18 protein-coding genes are annotated in these 16,083 nt (G+C 58.0%); 8 read left to right on the top strand and 10 right to left on the bottom strand.

The window, feature by feature from the left end; all coding sequences use genetic code 11:
• Positions 1-2,334: a VWA domain-containing protein gene (locus KF821_03810; protein ID MBX3004937.1), complete on the bottom strand. Its 2,334-nt coding sequence runs from the start codon at positions 2,332-2,334 to the stop codon at positions 1-3.
• 141 nt (positions 2,335-2,475) lie between these two features.
• Positions 2,476-2,688: a cold-shock protein gene (locus tag KF821_03815; protein ID MBX3004938.1), complete on the bottom strand. Its 213-nt coding sequence runs from the start codon at positions 2,686-2,688 to the stop codon at positions 2,476-2,478.
• 387 nt (positions 2,689-3,075) lie between these two features.
• Here KF821_03815 and KF821_03820 point away from each other — a divergent pair, with 387 nt between their 5' ends.
• Positions 3,076-3,846 (top strand): hypothetical protein, encoded by a 771-nt coding sequence (locus tag KF821_03820; protein ID MBX3004939.1) that lies wholly within the window; start codon positions 3,076-3,078, stop codon positions 3,844-3,846.
• Positions 3,847-3,969: 123 nt separating this feature from the next.
• On the opposite strand, the gene KF821_03825 is transcribed toward KF821_03820, so the two are convergent.
• Positions 3,970-4,800, bottom strand: coding sequence for a CPBP family intramembrane metalloprotease (locus KF821_03825; protein MBX3004940.1), 831 nt, complete (start codon positions 4,798-4,800; stop codon positions 3,970-3,972).
• A 52-nt stretch (positions 4,801-4,852) separates the two neighbouring features.
• Between KF821_03825 and KF821_03830 the strand changes: the two genes are divergently transcribed.
• Positions 4,853-5,626: a hypothetical protein gene (locus tag KF821_03830; protein ID MBX3004941.1), complete on the top strand. Its 774-nt coding sequence runs from the start codon at positions 4,853-4,855 to the stop codon at positions 5,624-5,626.
• Between the two features lie 133 nt (positions 5,627-5,759).
• Here KF821_03830 and KF821_03835 read toward each other — a convergent pair whose 3' ends face one another.
• The gene (locus KF821_03835) at positions 5,760-5,969 is read right to left on the bottom strand and encodes a cold-shock protein (GenBank protein MBX3004942.1); all 210 of its coding nucleotides are present in this window, start codon (positions 5,967-5,969) and stop codon (positions 5,760-5,762) included.
• Positions 5,970-6,131: 162 nt separating this feature from the next.
• Positions 6,132-6,767: a hypothetical protein gene (locus tag KF821_03840; protein MBX3004943.1), complete on the bottom strand. Its 636-nt coding sequence runs from the start codon at positions 6,765-6,767 to the stop codon at positions 6,132-6,134.
• Positions 6,768-6,829: 62 nt separating this feature from the next.
• On the opposite strand from KF821_03840, the gene KF821_03845 reads away from it, so the two are divergent.
• The 6 genes from KF821_03845 (at position 6,830) to KF821_03870 (ending at position 11,918) form a co-directional block, all read left to right on the top strand.
• Positions 6,830-7,525 (top strand): metal-dependent transcriptional regulator, encoded by a 696-nt coding sequence (locus KF821_03845; protein ID MBX3004944.1) that lies wholly within the window; start codon positions 6,830-6,832, stop codon positions 7,523-7,525.
• Positions 7,526-7,600: 75 nt separating this feature from the next.
• Positions 7,601-8,788, top strand: coding sequence for a glycosyltransferase family 1 protein (locus KF821_03850; GenBank protein MBX3004945.1), 1,188 nt, complete (start codon positions 7,601-7,603; stop codon positions 8,786-8,788).
• Between the two features lie 10 nt (positions 8,789-8,798).
• Positions 8,799-9,449 carry a pyrimidine 5'-nucleotidase gene (locus KF821_03855; protein MBX3004946.1) on the top strand — a complete coding sequence of 217 codons (651 nt, stop codon included), beginning with the start codon at positions 8,799-8,801 and terminating at the stop codon, positions 9,447-9,449.
• The gene (locus KF821_03860) at positions 9,442-9,660 is read left to right on the top strand and encodes a hypothetical protein (protein ID MBX3004947.1); all 219 of its coding nucleotides are present in this window, start codon (positions 9,442-9,444) and stop codon (positions 9,658-9,660) included. The genes KF821_03855 and KF821_03860 overlap by 8 nt, the downstream gene beginning before the upstream one ends.
• Positions 9,661-9,778: 118 nt before the next feature.
• Positions 9,779-11,215, top strand: coding sequence for a S41 family peptidase (locus KF821_03865; protein MBX3004948.1), 1,437 nt, complete (start codon positions 9,779-9,781; stop codon positions 11,213-11,215).
• Positions 11,216-11,225: 10 nt separating this feature from the next.
• A complete protein-coding gene (locus KF821_03870) occupies positions 11,226-11,918 on the top strand; it encodes a zinc metallopeptidase (GenBank protein MBX3004949.1) in 693 nt (230 codons plus the stop codon).
• Between the two features lie 69 nt (positions 11,919-11,987).
• On the opposite strand, the gene KF821_03875 is transcribed toward KF821_03870, so the two are convergent.
• The 5 genes from KF821_03875 to KF821_03895 form a co-directional block, all read right to left on the bottom strand.
• A complete protein-coding gene (locus KF821_03875) occupies positions 11,988-12,503 on the bottom strand; it encodes a flavodoxin (GenBank protein MBX3004950.1) in 516 nt (171 codons plus the stop codon).
• Between the two features lie 131 nt (positions 12,504-12,634).
• Positions 12,635-13,558 (bottom strand): TIGR01777 family oxidoreductase, encoded by a 924-nt coding sequence (locus KF821_03880; GenBank protein MBX3004951.1) that lies wholly within the window; start codon positions 13,556-13,558, stop codon positions 12,635-12,637.
• Complete coding sequence (gene add / locus KF821_03885) at positions 13,555-14,565, bottom strand: adenosine deaminase (protein ID MBX3004952.1); 1,011 nt, start codon at positions 14,563-14,565, stop codon at positions 13,555-13,557. Before add ends, KF821_03880 begins: the two co-directional genes overlap by 4 nt.
• A 72-nt stretch (positions 14,566-14,637) precedes the next feature.
• Complete coding sequence (locus tag KF821_03890) at positions 14,638-14,796, bottom strand: hypothetical protein (GenBank protein ID MBX3004953.1); 159 nt, start codon at positions 14,794-14,796, stop codon at positions 14,638-14,640.
• A gap of 227 nt (positions 14,797-15,023) precedes the next feature.
• Positions 15,024-16,013 (bottom strand): LCP family protein, encoded by a 990-nt coding sequence (locus tag KF821_03895; GenBank protein ID MBX3004954.1) that lies wholly within the window; start codon positions 16,011-16,013, stop codon positions 15,024-15,026.
• Between the last annotated feature and the right edge of the window lie 70 nt (positions 16,014-16,083).

The following is a 16,083-nucleotide window of genomic DNA, read 5'->3' on the forward strand; positions in this document are numbered from 1 at the left end:
TTACAGGGCCGGGAATTTGCAGTTCGTAATGGCCCAAAGCGAAATTCCGAACAAAGCAACGCCCATCCCCAAAAAGATTAGTTGGCCCCTTATCCTGGCGGGCTTGGCGGGGTCCGCTATATCAATTTTCCTGAATAACGAACCCACAAGCGCTGCGGTCACAGATTCTGCAGCCACAGATTCTGCAGTTGCAGTTGCAGTTGCTCCTGCCACAGATAGGGTAGCAAGGGGAAGCAGTACATATTCAATAACTGTCCAAGGAAGGTAAGGTAGCAGTACGACTGCCAAAACCTCACTCCATATCGAAAAGACAATAAAAGAGGATCTCACAGAGCCTTTCGCTATTACAACCAAAGCGATAATTGTCACAGCAGCAAGAAGAATCTTGTAAAAACCAGAGTTTTGACAGAGACAATTTATCTGAATAGGTTCATTGTCAGTAGGAAATGAAGGCTGATTCAAAAACACTGTTAGCTGCCCGCGCTCTTCAATGGAACCACAGCTATAAGCCTTGGTAAATTCCCAGCCACTTTCAGTCTGAGCGGTGGCCGTAAATATATCTGAAGGCTGCGCAAGAGACGCGCTACTAGACAAAATATGTAAATGCTCTTCCAATCCACCTCTGACAATCAAGGAGGCCGGATCCTGTTCGGCGGACATGCGAATTGGCACAACCACGTCAAATGTTTGCCCGGGTACGACGTCATACACCGTCTTTAGTTCTTCTGCAAATTCTGCTGGCTGAACTAAAACAAGCGAACAAGGCACCGAATCTAGTAAGGCTCCGTCTTGATAGCGCTGGACTTCAAATTCCAAGCGGTCCCGCCTTGTGAGGTTGGAGGGCACAAATTGTCCTGAAAAAGTATTCCCAGCAGCATCATAGGTCATAAGCCCATTCGGCACCGAGTCGTTATCAAGGTCCTCAGGGGTGAAGTCAATCTCATAGCGCTCATTCATCTTGGGATCAAACCCATCAGGAATAACAGTGACAGTAATCGTTGCCCCAAAATCAAAGGTCAGCGAACTGAGTTTTACATCAAATTCTGTTCGTTCTCCACTGAATAAGTACCTACCTTGTTCCATCACCATTTGCCTCGAAAGGGCCGGTGAAAATGTAATGTTCTTTTCGTCTGGATCTAGTTTCCACACCTCAAAGTAACTTTCATTGCTAGTTGCTTGTGAAGTTAACGAGAAATCCAGTTCGTCCGGATTCAAGCCGAATTTAGGAAGATAAATCCTTGTGCCTATAGGAAGTTGCTCATGAATCTGGGCTTCTTCAGTTAGTGCGTTGAAATTTAACAAGGGGCCATTGAGCCCTAGAAGATGGTATGGGTTCAATCGAAGCCCCTCAGCAATTTTTGCCAAGGTGTCACGCGCCCTGTCCGTAGATACAACGCTTAGATTGGGCTGTGCTTTCAATATGACCAATCCAGGCTCTCTCGAAATCAAAGGAACATGAACTGGTTGGCCAAAGGGAATTGTCTTAACATCTTCAGGTAGTAACGAAAATACGTGGGTAGCAGAGCTGGAATTCTTGGCATCGATCTCAAAAATAGTAGCCAATGGATCGATCTCAAATTCTGAGATAAATGAATCCTGCCACCAGCTCATTACAGTGCTATAGAGTTGATCCCCTACTTGGTCTGAGGAATCTAAGGCAAATAAGAACAATTCAATATCATCTTTAACATTGTTTTCTGGGTTAATCCACGCCGCTTTTATTGCGCTTACCTGCTCCTCGCGATTTGGTGTAGGCAAAAGGTCAGATACTACTATGACTATATTGCGGCTATGTGAGCCATCGACCCGCAAAAACAATTTTGAGTCATTTCTTACATGCTCAAAAAGTCGCTCAAAATCAGTATCCTGTTTCTCTCCTTTAGCTTGAACAATTTCACTCAGGTAGCTGGCTAATTCATGTTCCAAAATCTGAAAACTTTGAAAATCAGAGGTGTTCCACGCTTGAATTTCGTCGCCTATTACTGAAACGTCTGCGTCAAACGACACTACGGTAAAGCGCACATCCATCCCATCGGCCAAAACCCCCACGGCCAGTGTTTCGAGAATCGCACGCGCCTGTTCATTGCGCATTCTTTTCATCTCAGGCGAGTTTTCTATCGATAATGAGGTATCTAAAGCGATAAAGATATTGTAGGCATCATATAGGGGTTTTGACTCATCCGAGTACCCACAGCCCTCTTGTTGATACAGAGCATCTCCGCTCCGGGATCGAGGCAGTGTGAAAGCTGAGATCAAGGTGGCACAAATGAGGAGGGCAAATACAATACGCGTGGTCAGTCGAGACTTAAGCAAATCTGGTTTTTGTGCAACCATCAGATATCCCCTAGGTTACGAAAGTGTAAGTAATTATAATATACATATTGTATATTTTATAGGAGGTCCTGGGAATAACAAAAAACACCGCCCGGCTTGCGCTGGGCGGTGTTTTTGTTTACAGCGTTATAGGTTAACTAATTAACCTACGACGACGACGTCCTGAGCCTGGGGGCCCTTCTGGCCCTGGGTCACGGTGAATTCCACCTTCTGACCTTCTTCCAGGTTACGGAAGCCTTCGCCGCTGATGGCGCTGAAGTGGACGAAGACGTCCGGGCCACCCTCACGGGTGATGAAACCGAAGCCCTTGGTGCCATTGAACCACTTCACGGTGCCTTGAATGCGTTCTGCCATTGCGATCTATTAACTCCTTTCTTGCAGAGTTAGGTAGAGCGTTCTTACGCCATGGCGGCGCGACAGACCGGAACCCAGCATGGCTGAATTCACACCTGTACATTCAAGGACAGTTGTAATGACTGTGGGGGGAAAACCTTGAAAAACCACTGCTAACCTACGCCTGAGAATATATCACGAAATTTGTAAGATGTATATATGAAACTAGCTTTTAGCTATAAGCTATTAGCTGTCAGCTAAAGGCAAAAACAAGGCCAAATCAGGCTTAGGCTATAGACTAATTTCGCTAACGCCCTTATGTTGATAATGGATCAAGCTAATCGCTAAGAGCTAACCGCTTACAGCTTATGGCTTACAGCCCAATAGCTCCGCCTGTATAATCTGGCTATGCGCAAAACAATCTTACTGATTTCATTGCTTACAACCGCCGCCCTGCTGGCCGGCTGCAGCACCCTGGCGCCCGAGCCCACCGCCACGCCCACGCTTACCCCTTCTCTCACCGCCACCGCTACGGCTACGCCCAGCCGCACGCCGACCGCGACGATCACCTTGACACCGAGCGTCACGCCAACCCCCAGCCCCACGCTGCCGCCGACGCCCAGCTTTACCTGGGGCACCATCAACGTCGAGATGGCCAGCTGCCGCTTCGGGCCGGGCGGCGGCTACCTGCTGGCCACTACCCTGTATAAGGGCAATACAGTAGAAGTGCTCGGCCACATGGAGCTGAACGAGAACTGGTGGCTGGTGAACCTGGTGGAATACAAGCCGCAGCGCAAGTGCTGGGTAAGCCAGGAGCTAATCACGCTGGGCGTAGACCGCAGCCTCGTCTACCCGCTAGATAACCCCCATGCCGTGCTGCCCTGGACCACGCAGCCGTACCAACCACTGCAAGGCGTGCGGGCCAGCCGCAACGGCACACTGGTCACGGTATCCTGGCAACCCTTCGATTACCTGCCTGGCGACGATTCGTTGCAAAACAAATACTTGGTCGAAGCCTGGGTATGCCAGGGCGGCCAGTTTGTCTTCCGTGCCTATGGCACCAACAACACGTCAATTGATATTCAAGATGAGCAAACCTGCAGTGAGCCCTCGCACGCCCGCGCCTTCGGCTCGGACAAGCACGGCTACACCGGCTGGGTAGGCGTACCCTGGCCGTAGGGCAAAAAACAATCAACGACATCAAAAAAAGTCGCTTAGTCCTTTAGTCGATTGGTCAGCGTATGCCGACCAGTTTGACCAATAGACCAAGCGACTTTTTGATTAATCGATTAACGATTGGCCTTACAGCCCATATCTCCCAAACGCAAACAAGTGCAGCAGGATCAGCAGCCACAGGTTGCCGGTCTTGCGCCAGAAGTAACCACCGAGCACACCATTGGTGAGCACCAGTACCAACGCGGCAGCGTAGGTCGCCGGGTAGCGGTTGCCGATGAGATACAACGGCAGGAACGAGGCGCTATACAACGCGGCCTGCACCACCACCGCCCACCGGCCGGGCAAGTACGCAGCCAGGCGCGGCTGCAAATAGACACGGAAGAAAATCTCTACCAGAGCCGCGGCCACCACCAGCATGATTGCGTGGTTGCCCATAAAGCTCAGCGCGCCGGCAATGGCGTTCTCGCCCGGAGCACCGGCCAGCTCGCGCGGCGGCAGGATGGCGCTCAGGCCGCGGCTCAGGCCGTAGACCAGCAGGATCACCACCGCCAGTACGCCAATCTCGGCGGGCTTGGGGGTACGCAGGCCCCAGGCGCGCGGGCCGTAGCCCGCCGACACCATGGCGATGACGGGCAGCAGCATGGCGCCCAGCAGCCACGGCCAACTGATGTTGCCGCGGAAGCCCTCGGCAGCGCCGAAGACCAGCAAAGCGTAGCCGATCAAGCCCATGATCAGCTCACGACGCGGGCCCTTAACGCGCTCTTTGGGGGCATCTTTCCAGGGCAGGTATTGGCGTGCCACCGCAAACGTAGCCGCCAGGATGATCGCTTCCGCCAGGAAGCTGCGGGTGGCTTCACCAGGGCCAACAACAATCAGCGTGACCACCAGGCCAATCGCCATCAAAATGCCGATGACTACGCTGCTATCGTAATTATTGAAAAAACCGGGTTCTTTCATGCACGCGCCTCCAAACAATGGGCAATGTCTAGGAAAGTATAATGCAAACACTATGAAACGCTGCGCCGCCCTCACTCTGCTCACCTTGCTGCTCACGGCCTGTGGCACAGCAACCCCAGCCGCCACGCAGACTGCGCCACCAGTACCGGCCAACCCCACTTCCTCACACACGCCGCAGCCCAGCGCTACCACCACCCCTACCGAGACGCCGACACCGGTCCCCAGCACAACCGATACTCCCACTCCCGTGCCCACCTATGTCGCTTCGCTGCGCGCCAAGGTGATCGTGGACGGGCGCCTGGCCTGCCGCTTCGGCCCCGGCCCGGATTATTTATTCAAATTCACTTTTGCCGGCGGCAGCAACATTGAAGTCGTTGGCCGCATGGAACACAGCAACTGGGTGTTGGCGCAAGCCATTGGCGGCAACAACCGCTGCTGGGTCAACGGTGGCGAGGAATTCTTGCAATTCAGCGCCGATCGCAATTCGTTGGCCCCGCTAGACCCGCACATCGTGCTAGCCTGGTCTTACATCTACACCTATGGGCTGAGCGGAGTGAATGCCGTACGCAACGGTGACGTGGTGACGGTAAGCTGGTACGGCATTCAACTTAACGCCGGCGATGACTCGGAGCAGACGCCCTATATAGTCGAAGCTTGGGTGTGCCAGGGCGGCGAATACGTATTCACGGCGGCGGGCGCCTGGGGCACCGCAGTAGACATCCTGGACGATGGCAGTTGTTCTCAAGCCAGCTATGCGCGCATCGCCGCCGCCGAAAAACACGGCTACACCCCCTTCGTAGACGTGCCTTGGCCGCAGCATCCGTAAGAAGTGAGCAGTGATTGGTGAGCAGGAAACTGTTTCCCTGCTCACTGTTTACAGCTCACTGTTTACTCTTCTATGAAACAAAAAATCCGGCTGAGAGCTACTCTCAGCCGGATCTCGTTAGTGCGGTCTGGGATTACAGAGCGATAACGTCTTGAGCCTGGAGGCCCTTATCGCCGTGGACCACGGTGAACTCCACCTTCTGGCCTTCTTCCAAGTTGCGGAAGCCATCGCCACGAATAGCACTGAAATGAACAAACACATCATCAGCGCCGTCGCGGGAGATAAAGCCAAAGCCCTTAGAGCCATTGAACCACTTAACGGTTCCTTGCTCGCGTTCAGCCATTTTGGATTTGGAACTCCTTTCTTGCAGATTTCGGACTACAGGGTCCAAATCTTTGGGGCTGCCCCCTAGTACTTCGGACTACTGCGTACCAGATAAAAATGTTAACACAAATTGTTTGGCGGTGTTATGGGGGTAAAAGTACTACCGGGCAGGCACAAATGCTTATGGATGTGGATACAGCTGGTGCTTTTCGGGCCTCTCGGGCAAATACAGCACCACCGCCGGGCCAGGGGCATGGGTGCTCTGCGGGTCATTCATGGTACTGGCCGTGCCGTAGAAGGATTGGCCATCCAGCACGAACCGATACGAAATCGTCCACGGCATACGCCCATTGACGCGCACGCTGTAATTCGGCTCCAACGCGGTGATCTCGCCTTCGATCGCTTCGCCGCTCTGCAGGATCGCTACAGTTTGTAATGCCTCCTGATAGCGCCAATACAGCACCGCACCCCCTCCTCCCAGGAATAGCAAGCCTAAACCCAGGAAGGGTAGGCCAACGAAGGCCGTAACGATCCCCAACGTGAGCCCGAACCCAGTCAGGGTAAAGATGGCCCCAATCAGCACAAACACCAACATCGCCACCACCCACGCGTCCTCGCGCAGCAGCTTCCACACGTAGGTAGGCGCCACCGTGCGCGGTGCAGGCGGCGGCCAGGCCAAGCGTGCCTGACGCGGCGCCTGCGCTGGGGGCGCCGGCGTGCGCCTGGGCGCCGGCAGAGTGCCCCCGCAATTGCGGCAGTTGGACTGAAACTCCAGGTATTGTGTGCCGCACCAGGGGCAAATGATCGCGTTTTCCATGAGAATGGGTGCAGTATAGTGCATTCATTGACACTTGGATACGCGGCGTATACACTTCCCGTATGCCTAAGCCTGCTGCGCATGCGAAAGAGCCGCTGTCCCAATCGATCGAGGACTATCTCAAGGCAATTTATGAGCTCACCCGCGGCGAGGGCCGCGCCTCCACCAATGCGCTAGCAGAATATCTCAACGTGGCGCCCGCCTCCGTGACCGGCATGTTGCAAAAATTGGCCGGCACCCAGCCCGCCCTGGTGGAGTACCAGAAGCACCGTGGCGTGCTGCTCACCGAGCAAGGCGAACGCGTAGCGCTGGAGACTTTGCGCCACCACCGCCTGCTGGAGCTGTTTTTGCACCAGATGCTGGGCTACGAATGGCATGAGGTGCACGAAGAGGCCGACCGGTTGGAGCATGTGATCAGCGAGCAGTTTGAGCAGCGCATTGCCGAAGCCTTGGGGGACCCCCGCCACGATCCACATGGCGATCCGATCCCGCGCGTCGATCTGAGCCTGCCGGAGAGCGACGAGGTGCCGCTGAGCGCACTGCGCCCGGGGCAGCACGCCCGCGTCACGCGCGTGCGTGATACCCGCTCCGAGCTACTGCTACATCTGAGCGAGCTGGGGCTGGTGCCCGGCGCCGAGCTCAGCGTAAGCGCCTTCTCCGAATTTGATGGCAACCTGCGCCTCAAGCTACGCGGCCGCAGCGAGGAACTGGTACTTGGCCCCAGCATCACCGGCCAGGTATACGTAGAAACGCTCTAGCCCCGCCAGCCAAGCAGGTTAGAATGGGGCCATCCTCCAAGCCGCCCGCGGGCGGCTTCTGCATGAGCCGGCGCGATGCGAATTGCTTACTTTACTGAAACCTTTCTGCCCAAGATTGACGGCATTGTCATTACTCTGACACAACTGTTTGACTATCTGGCCGAGCAGGGCCACGAGAGCCTGCTGTTCGCGCCGCGCGGCTCGATCGAGCATTACGCCGCCACGCCGATCTCGCGCCATCGCAGCGTCAAGACCCCCTTCTACCCGGAGCTGCGCATCGCCACCCCGGTGGCCCGCGTCGAAAAGAAGGTGCTCGACTTCAAGCCCGATCTGATCCATCTGGTCAATCCCACCTCGCTGGGTATCGCCGGCTTGCGCGTGGCGTTGCGTCACTCCATCCCGGTGGTGGCCTCGTACCAAACCGATGTTTCCGGCTTTGCGCGGCGTTGGAAAATGGGCGTAGTGTCTGAGCCGGTGTTTCACTTCTATCGCTTCATCCATAACCGCGCCGATATCAACTTGGTGCCTTCCAATTTCACGCGTAAGCAATTGCTGGCCAAGGGCTTCAAGCGCCTCACCGTATGGCCGGGCGGGGTGGATCTGGAGCGCTTCTCACCCAAGAAGCGCAGCAGTGAATGGCGCCAGAAGCTGACCAACGGCGCCTCCGGCGAAGTATTGGCGCTCTTCGTCAGCCGTCTGTCGCGCGAAAAGCGCGTGGAGCTGCTCCTGCCGATCGCCCGCGACATTCCTGGCTTGCGCCTGGCCATCGTAGGCGACGGGCCAGACCGCAAGCGCTTAGAGCGCATCTTCAAAAATACGCCAACCGTGTTTACTGGCTACCTCAAAGGTGAAGCGCTGGCCCAAGCCTATGCCTCCGGCGATTTGTTTGTTTTTACCGGCGCCGAGGAAACCTACGGCAACGTGGTGGTGGAAGCGATGGCCTCCGGCCTGCCGGTGATCGCCCCCAACTCCGGCGGCGTGGTGGATTTGGTGGAGAATGGCAAGACCGGCCTGCGCTACCCCTCCGAAAGCCCGGAGAAGCTCTTCCAAGCGGTGCGCAAGCTAGCCAGTGATCCGCGCCTGCTCAAGCAAATGGGCAAGGCCGGCTACCAGAAGGCGCAGACGCAAAGCTGGCAGAATTCATTCGATACTTTGTTTGCTCAATACGAGCGCGCCTTGAAAATGCCGCGCCGTGCCCCGCGCGACATGGTGGAGCTTCACCTGCCCAGCGTAAAAACCACGCGCAAAACAACGCGCAAGTAACCCTGCCTGCATGATTCGCACGATCTTCTTTGATCTGGATGACACGCTATACCCCAAAGACAGCGGGGTCTGGCAGGCAATGCGCGCCCGCATAGGCGCGTATATGCAGCAAGTCGTCGGCATTCCTGCCGCCGAGGCAGCCCAAGTGCGCGAGGGCTACCTAAAGAAGTACGGCACGACTTTGCGCGGCTTGCAGCATGATTTCGCCATCGATGCCGATGACTATTTGCGCTATGTGCACGATGTGCCCATCGAAAGCCTGATCGCCCCCAACCCGGCCTTGGCTGCCATGCTGGCCGCCCTGCCGCAGGAGAAGTTTATCTTTACCAACTCGGTCAGCTTTCATGCCGAGCGCGTCCTGGCGGCGCTAGGGGTGCAGGCGGCCTTTGCAGGCATCATTGACGTGCGCGCCATGGAGTTTCGCAGCAAGCCGGACCCGTTTGCCTACCAGGTGGCCCTGGCACGCGGCCAGGTGGCCGCACCCGCCGCGCTGTTTGTGGACGATATGCCCGCCAACCTGCGCCCGGCACACGCTCTGGGCGCCCAAACCGCCCTGCTGGGCACGCTGGCCGAGCCTGACCCGGCGGTGAGCGTGTGCATTGCGCGCCCCGAGCAGCTGATCGAAGCCATGCCCGCGCTGGTAGAATTTGCACATGAGTGAGAAGGCAATCCTGATCATTTGCCTCACCGTGTTGGGCGCGGGCGGCCTTTTATTGGTGATCTACGCCGGCGCCCGGCGCCGTGGCGCGCTGGGGGAACAAATTGATATGGCGCGGCGCATGCTGAAGAACAGCAAAAACCCCTGGAAGCGCGAAGACGAGCAAGTGGAAGAGCTGGCCAAGAAGGTGGAAGCACTCACCAAGCCCAAGTGAAATGTTTATACCGCTCTAATCCGCCCGTGATACGCTAGACGAAATTAATCCTATTGACCCCGCTAGAACGGATACGACAATGAAATCAAATAAACCCCTGGTTGCCATACTTGTGGCTTTGATTCTGGTTGCCCTGTGCGCCTGTGTAGCCACGGTGGCCTTGTTCGGCTTCACCCTGCGCGACGAGATCAGCGAGGTCTTGCGTGACCCCGCCGCCTTCATCGATTCGAGCCGCCCCACCAGCACCCCGGAGGTACTCACCCCGGTAGGTCAAGCCGTGGAGTTGGAGCGCCTGTTCGCCCCGATGTGGGAGACCAACGAGATCCTGCATGAGGAGTTTTACGATCAGCCAGTCAACGATGCCGCGTTTGCCAGTGGGGCCCAGGAAGGGCTGCTGGCTGAGCTGGAGCGCCTGGGCGTAGACCCGGCAGAGTTGCACACGGCGGCCGATGCCCCCAGCGCCAGCCAACTGGCCGAGGCGGCACGCACCCCGGATCGCCTGGCGGATGCCATGCAACCCTTCTGGGAAACCTGGCGCGCGGTGCAATACAGCCGCCCGGCACTGGATACTAGCTACGAAACGCTGATGCGCTCCGCCCTGCATAACGCGGTGAGCGCCCTGGGCGACAAGCACACCAGCTTCATGGACCCGGTGCAGATGCGCCAAGCCGATGTAGAGCTGCAAGGAAACTACGAAGGTATTGGCGCCTGGGTGGATACTGGCGGCGACTATGTGGTCATCATCGCCCCGATGCAAGGCTCACCGGCCGAGGCGGCTGGCCTGCGTGCCGGTGACACGGTGCTGGCCATCGATGGGGAAGACATGACCGGCATCAACGGCGATCTGGTGCTCAACCGCATCCTCGGGCCAGCCGGCACCCCGGTCACTATCACGATCGGGCGCGAGGGCGAGGAGCCCTTTGATGTCACTATCGTGCGCAGCCGCATTGTGGTGCCGAGCGTCGAAAGCGAAATGCTGCCCGAAGGCATTGCCTATATTCAACTGTTCAACTTTGGTGCGGATACCAGTGAAGACTTGCACGCCGCATTGCAAAACCTGCTGGCGGAGAACCCGCGCGGCCTGATCCTCGATCTGCGTAACAACGGCGGCGGCTACCTGGATACTGCCGTAGACATCACCTCTGAATTTTTGAAGGAGGGTGTCGTACTCTACGAAGATTACAACGACGGCTCGCGCTATACCTATGACGTCAAATCCGGCGGGCTGGCCACTGAGCTCCCCATGATCGTGCTGGTGAACGAAGGCTCGGCCTCCGCGTCGGAGATCCTCGCCGGTGCCCTGCAAGATTATGGCCGCGCCGCGCTGGTGGGCCAAACCACCTACGGCAAAGGGTCCGTGCAGATCACGCGCCTGCTTAGCAATGGCCAGGGTGCCCTGCGCGTCACCATCGCCCGCTGGCTCACCCCAGAAGAACGCCAGATCCACGGCATCGGCCTGGAGCCGGATTACGCCGTGCCTTTCACCCAAGCCGATGCCGATGCACAGCAAGACCCACAGTTGGATGAAGCCATTCGCCTGCTGAGCGCCAACTAAGGAGGAGAGAATGTACTTTAACTCAGGCTACCTGATTTTCATGCTGCCAGCCTTCCTGGTGATGATGCTGGCTCAATGGTATGTCAACTCGGCCTACAATCGCTGGAGCCGCGTGCCCAGCCGCAGCGGGCTCACCGGGGCGCAGGCCGCCGAGAAACTGGCGCAGCGCGGTGGGCTGAACGTTCGCGTAGAGCAGGTGGCTGGCCGCCTGAGCGACCACTACGACCCGCGCAGCAAGACGCTGCGCCTCTCGCAGGGCGTGGCGCAGAGCACTTCGGTGGCAGCGCTGGCAATCGCCGCCCACGAGCTCGGCCATGCGGTGCAAGACCAGGAAGACTATACCCCGCTGCGCCTACGCGCCGCCCTCGTGCCCATGGTCAACATCGGCTCGTGGCTGGGCTGGATCCTGCTGATGATCGGTTTTGCGCTCAACTTTACTGAGCTGGCCTGGCTGGGCGTGATCGTGTTTGCCGGCGGGGCGCTGTTCGCCCTGGCCACCCTGCCGGTCGAGCTCAACGCCTCGGCGCGTGCCCGTCAGTTGCTCACCACGGCCGGCATTATCACCAGCGCCGACGAGCAAGGCGGCGTGAACAATGTGCTCAACGCCGCAGCACTTACCTACGTTGCCGCGCTGTTCTCTGCCGTGATGCAATTGCTGTATTACGCATCGCTGGTGATGGGCATGGGCAACCGGCGCCGTTAGCCAAAGCAAGCCTGCAAAACAAAAAAGCCGCCAGCAATGCTGGCGGCTTTTTTTTATGTGCGTATACGTTTAGATGCCAAACTCGGCGATCACCTGCGGCACCCAGGCAGCAATGCGCCCTTCAGTTTGCTCACGCTGATTGTCATCATCCAGCGAGAGGCCCATGAACTTGCCATCCTCCACGCCGAGCGATTCGTCGAAATCAAAGCCCTCGGTAGAAGTGAAGCCCACCAGGGTCGCGCCGCGCTCGCGCACCTTGCGGCCCAGCAGGCCGATGCAGTCTTGGAAGGTAGCCGGGTAGCCGCGCTGGTCCCCCTGGCCGAAGCAGGCCACTTTCTTGCCGGCCAGGTTGAGCGCATCGAGCTCATCCCAGACGTTCTTCCAATCCTCTTGAATTTCGCCGATATCCCAGGTGGGGATGCCCAGCACGAGATAATCGAACTGCTCCATGCTGCTAACGGCTTCAGAGTACACGTTGAACAGATTCACTTCGTGCCCGGCGGCCTGCAAAAGCTGTTGAATGCGCTCTGCGGCAGTTTCGGTGTTGCCGGTGGAAGAACCAAAAAACAAACCAATCGTAGCCATGCTGCTCCTGTATGTTGTGAAGAATCACGCATAGTGTAGAAGCCGCGCGGACAATAATCTAGGACAGCAGGCGAACCCCATCTTCAACGTGTATCAACAATTCGTCTGATTAGTGAGCCAGTCAAAGCAGCTCAGGCCAACAAGTCACGCAAGGCGGGCTCAAGCTCGGCATAGCGAAATTCGAAGCCGGCCGCCTGCAAACGTGCCGGCACGGCGCGCTGCCCATCCAGCACGACCGTCGCCACTTCGCCGAGCGCCAATTGCATGGCGATGCGCGGCGTGGGCAGCCAAGTGGGGCGGCGCAGCACGCGGCCGAGCGCGGCAGCGAACAGGCGGTTGGGCAGCGGGTGCGGCGCACTGAGATTGTAGACACCCTGGGCGTGCGGATCGGTCAGCAAGAAGCTGAGCGCGGCCACATAGTCATCCACATGGATCCACGGATAGTACTGGCGCCCATCGCCAAACCAGCCGCCGGCGAACAGGCGGAAGGGCAAGACCAGCAAGGGCAGCGCGCCACCCTGCATAGTGAGTGGCAAGCCGGTGCGCAACACTACGCGGCGCACACCGAGCGCATCGGCTGGGGTCGTGCTGGCCTCCCACTGCTGGCAAACCTGCGCCAGGAAGTCGTTGCCGGCCGCGGCCTCTTCAGTAATGGGCTCATCGCCGCGCGGGCCGTAGTAGCCCACTGCCGAGGCTTGCAACAGCACGCGTGGTTTGGGCGGGGCGGCCTGCAGCGCCGCCAATACCGCCTGGCCCGCCTGGACGCGGCTGCTCAGGATCAGTTGCTTACGGCGCGGGGTCCAGCGGCTGGGCAGAAAGCCCTCGCCCTTGATGCTGGCGCCGGCCAAATTGACGATAGCATCGGCGGCATCTGCCAAGGGCTGCCAGCCGGCGGCAGTACGCCCGTCCCAGGCGGCAGCTTGCACGCCGGCGGGCAGTTGCTTCAAGCGCTGCGGGGCGCGGCTGAGGATCGTGACGGCATGGCCGCTAGCCGCCAGATGGGCGGCCAGGGCCTGGCCAAGCAGGCCGCTGCCGCCGGGAATGAGGATCTTCATTGCACAAGCTCCTTCTTTTGCAAGAGGCCGGCCTTCTCCTCTGCGGAGAGGAAGGCCAGTTCGAGGGCATTGCGCTGGGCTTGGTGGATCAGCGTATCAGACAGGCCGGCTTGCGGAGCGGCGACCTCGTACTCATACGGCAGGGTAATGGCGCTGATTCCTGGGTCATCCGAATTGATCGTCGCCAGCAGGCCGGCTTCCAACTGGGCTTTCAAGGGGTGCGCTGCATAGCTGGGGACGGTGCTGGTCTGTACGTTGCTGGTGAGGTTGGCCTCGATGCCGATGCGCTGCTCCAGCATGTGAGCCACCAGGGCAGGATCGTCCAGTGTGCGGGCAGCATGCCCGATGCGCGTGGCACCGAGCTGCTGTACGGCCTGCCAGATGCTCTCGGCCCCGGCCGCCTCGCCCGCGTGCACGGTCACCTGCCAGCCGGCCTCACGCGCCAGGCGGAAGTGCTCGCTGAACCACTGGGCCGGGAAATTGGCCTCGTCGCCAGCCAGATCCAAGGCGACGAAATGCTGACGGTGCGCCAGCAGGGCCTGCAGCTCATGCATGCCCTGCTCCACCCCTAAATGACGGCTGATAATGCCGATCAGGTTAGCTTTTACGCCGGTCTCGGCTACGCCGCGCTGCACGCCAGCCGCCACCGCGGCGCACACGCCGGCCGGTTCCAGCGCGTGTGCGCTGGCCATGAAGGCCGGGCTGAAACGCAACTCAATGTAATCAATGCCTTCGGCCTGGGCGTCGAGCACATTCTCATAGGCAATGCGTTCTACGGCGGGGTAATCCACCATCACGCCGATCATCCATTTGAAGCGAGCGATGAATTCCATAATGTCTGGCTGGATATCGGCTACTTGAACATGCAGGCGCAGGCCTTCCAGGGTCCAGGCGGGCAGATCCAGATGGTGCTGCTGGCCGAGCTCGAGGATGGTTTGCAAACGCACACTGCCATCGAGATGGCGGTGCAGATCAATTAACGGGAGATGCGGGTCAATATGGCTCATGCTCGTATTATTACGCATGTTAAACAAAGAAGCGGTGCCTAGGCACCGCTTCTTTGTTCCGTTGAGGAAAGCCTAGCGCTTGGTGGCTTTCTTGACGGCCTTCTTGGCAGTCTTCTTGACGGCCTTCTTGGTCGTCTTCTTTACCGCCTTCTTGGCCGTCTTCTTCATGGTCTTCTTAACGGCCTTCTTGGCAACCTTCTTCTTTGCGACTTTCTTCTTTGCAACAGCCATCGTGTATTTCTCCTTCCACGGTTGCACTAACTGTGTGAACAGTTAGGGTTATAGAGAAAAGTATAGGGTGTTGCATGTATAAATCGTGTGCAAAACTGCGTTCAAAAATGTACGAAAAATGTTTTCAGTGTGCAAAAAATGTCAAAAAGTGCACTGCATTCAAATTTTTTTATTTTTTCTGCGAAAAAATTTAACGCGCAGTGATTTTTTCTTTGTTGCACGCGCGATTAAAAAATTCCAAACATCTCACGCACGATAGGCAGAATCAATTCCCAATTGGGCAGCAATACTTGCGCGCCACCACTGGTAACCCACGGCGTCACTGCTTCACGCGGCAAAGTAACGGCATGCAAGCCATCAAACACGATGGCACGCAAAAACACTACAGCAAGGCGCGGCCACAACCACAGCGGCAGATTGGTATCCACGGCTTGATGCAGCGCCACCAACGCTGCAGGAATACGCAACCACTCCACCGGATTGAGCATCTTCTTACCCATGGCCACAATGAACAATTGTCCGTGCGCCATACGAAAAAAATCATCGCCGCTGCGATCACGCACAAACGCCAGCGCTTGCGTACCATCCAGCACATAGGTGCCGGGCGCATAGCCGGCGGTGGGCGCATCCAGCGTGATCTTGATGCCACCCAAGGCATCGATCACAGCTGGGAAGCCGGCCAGGCGGATGCGTACATAGTGGTTGATGCCTACGCCCAGGTTGGCGCGCAGCGTCTCCAGCGCCAGGCGCGGCCCGCCGCCGGCTGCGGCGCCCTCGCCAAAGGCGTGGGCGGCGTTGACGCGGTTCTCGCCATAGCCGGGGATAGGGACCCACAGATCGCGCGGGATGGACAGCATCTCGATGCGCCCAGAGAGCGGGCGCGCGCTGACCAGGATCATCGTGTCGCTGCGCCCGATGTCAGTACCCTCGGGCGTGCGGTCGATGCCCAGAATCAGCAGGTTGTTGGGCAACGGCACCAACAAGTAGGCGGCCACAGCCACCAGGATCAACAGCAGGCTACGCAGGCCGCGGCGCGGCCGCTCCGGCGCCGGCAAGGGCGCCGGCCGCCGGGCGCCACGCGGCGCATCGGTCAATTGGCGCGAGGTGATGGGTGGCGCCGTTACCACGCGCTGCGGGCGGGTAGGCACCAGGGGAGCCGCCTGCGAGGGGCTGGGTTCAGGCGGTACGGGGGGCTCGTAATTTTCGTAAGGGTCCATATTTTGATGTGAGTGAGCAGGAATTTAGCGACGGGATAGATGATTATTATGCCGTGCGAAGTAACAAAAG

It is taken from the genome of Anaerolineales bacterium, from assembly GCA_019637755.1.
Lineage (GTDB): Bacteria > Chloroflexota > Anaerolineae > Anaerolineales > UBA11579 > JAMCZK01.

Excerpts from the sequence above, each read along its gene's own strand:
- KF821_03855 (MBX3004946.1), top strand. The coding sequence starts at position 8,799 with ATGATTCGCACGATCTTCTTTGATCTGGATGACACGCTATACCCCAAA.
- KF821_03890 (MBX3004953.1), bottom strand. The coding sequence starts at position 14,796 with ATGGCTGTTGCAAAGAAGAAAGTCGCAAAGAAGAAGGTTGCCAAGAAG.
- KF821_03895 (MBX3004954.1), bottom strand. The coding sequence starts at position 16,013 with ATGGACCCTTACGAAAATTACGAGCCCCCCGTACCGCCTGAACCCAGC.
- KF821_03840 (MBX3004943.1), bottom strand. The coding sequence starts at position 6,767 with ATGGAAAACGCGATCATTTGCCCCTGGTGCGGCACACAATACCTGGAG.
- KF821_03845 (MBX3004944.1), top strand. The coding sequence starts at position 6,830 with ATGCCTAAGCCTGCTGCGCATGCGAAAGAGCCGCTGTCCCAATCGATC.
- KF821_03815 (MBX3004938.1), bottom strand. The coding sequence starts at position 2,688 with ATGGCAGAACGCATTCAAGGCACCGTGAAGTGGTTCAATGGCACCAAG.
- KF821_03870 (MBX3004949.1), top strand. The coding sequence starts at position 11,226 with ATGTACTTTAACTCAGGCTACCTGATTTTCATGCTGCCAGCCTTCCTG.
- KF821_03850 (MBX3004945.1), top strand. The coding sequence starts at position 7,601 with ATGCGAATTGCTTACTTTACTGAAACCTTTCTGCCCAAGATTGACGGC.
- KF821_03860 (MBX3004947.1), top strand. The coding sequence starts at position 9,442 with ATGAGTGAGAAGGCAATCCTGATCATTTGCCTCACCGTGTTGGGCGCG.
- add (MBX3004952.1), bottom strand. The coding sequence starts at position 14,565 with ATGAGCCATATTGACCCGCATCTCCCGTTAATTGATCTGCACCGCCAT.
- KF821_03810 (MBX3004937.1), bottom strand. The coding sequence starts at position 2,334 with ATGGTTGCACAAAAACCAGATTTGCTTAAGTCTCGACTGACCACGCGT.
- KF821_03880 (MBX3004951.1), bottom strand. The coding sequence starts at position 13,558 with ATGAAGATCCTCATTCCCGGCGGCAGCGGCCTGCTTGGCCAGGCCCTG.
- KF821_03825 (MBX3004940.1), bottom strand. The coding sequence starts at position 4,800 with ATGAAAGAACCCGGTTTTTTCAATAATTACGATAGCAGCGTAGTCATC.
- KF821_03830 (MBX3004941.1), top strand. The coding sequence starts at position 4,853 with ATGAAACGCTGCGCCGCCCTCACTCTGCTCACCTTGCTGCTCACGGCC.
- KF821_03835 (MBX3004942.1), bottom strand. The coding sequence starts at position 5,969 with ATGGCTGAACGCGAGCAAGGAACCGTTAAGTGGTTCAATGGCTCTAAG.
- KF821_03820 (MBX3004939.1), top strand. The coding sequence starts at position 3,076 with ATGCGCAAAACAATCTTACTGATTTCATTGCTTACAACCGCCGCCCTG.
- KF821_03875 (MBX3004950.1), bottom strand. The coding sequence starts at position 12,503 with ATGGCTACGATTGGTTTGTTTTTTGGTTCTTCCACCGGCAACACCGAA.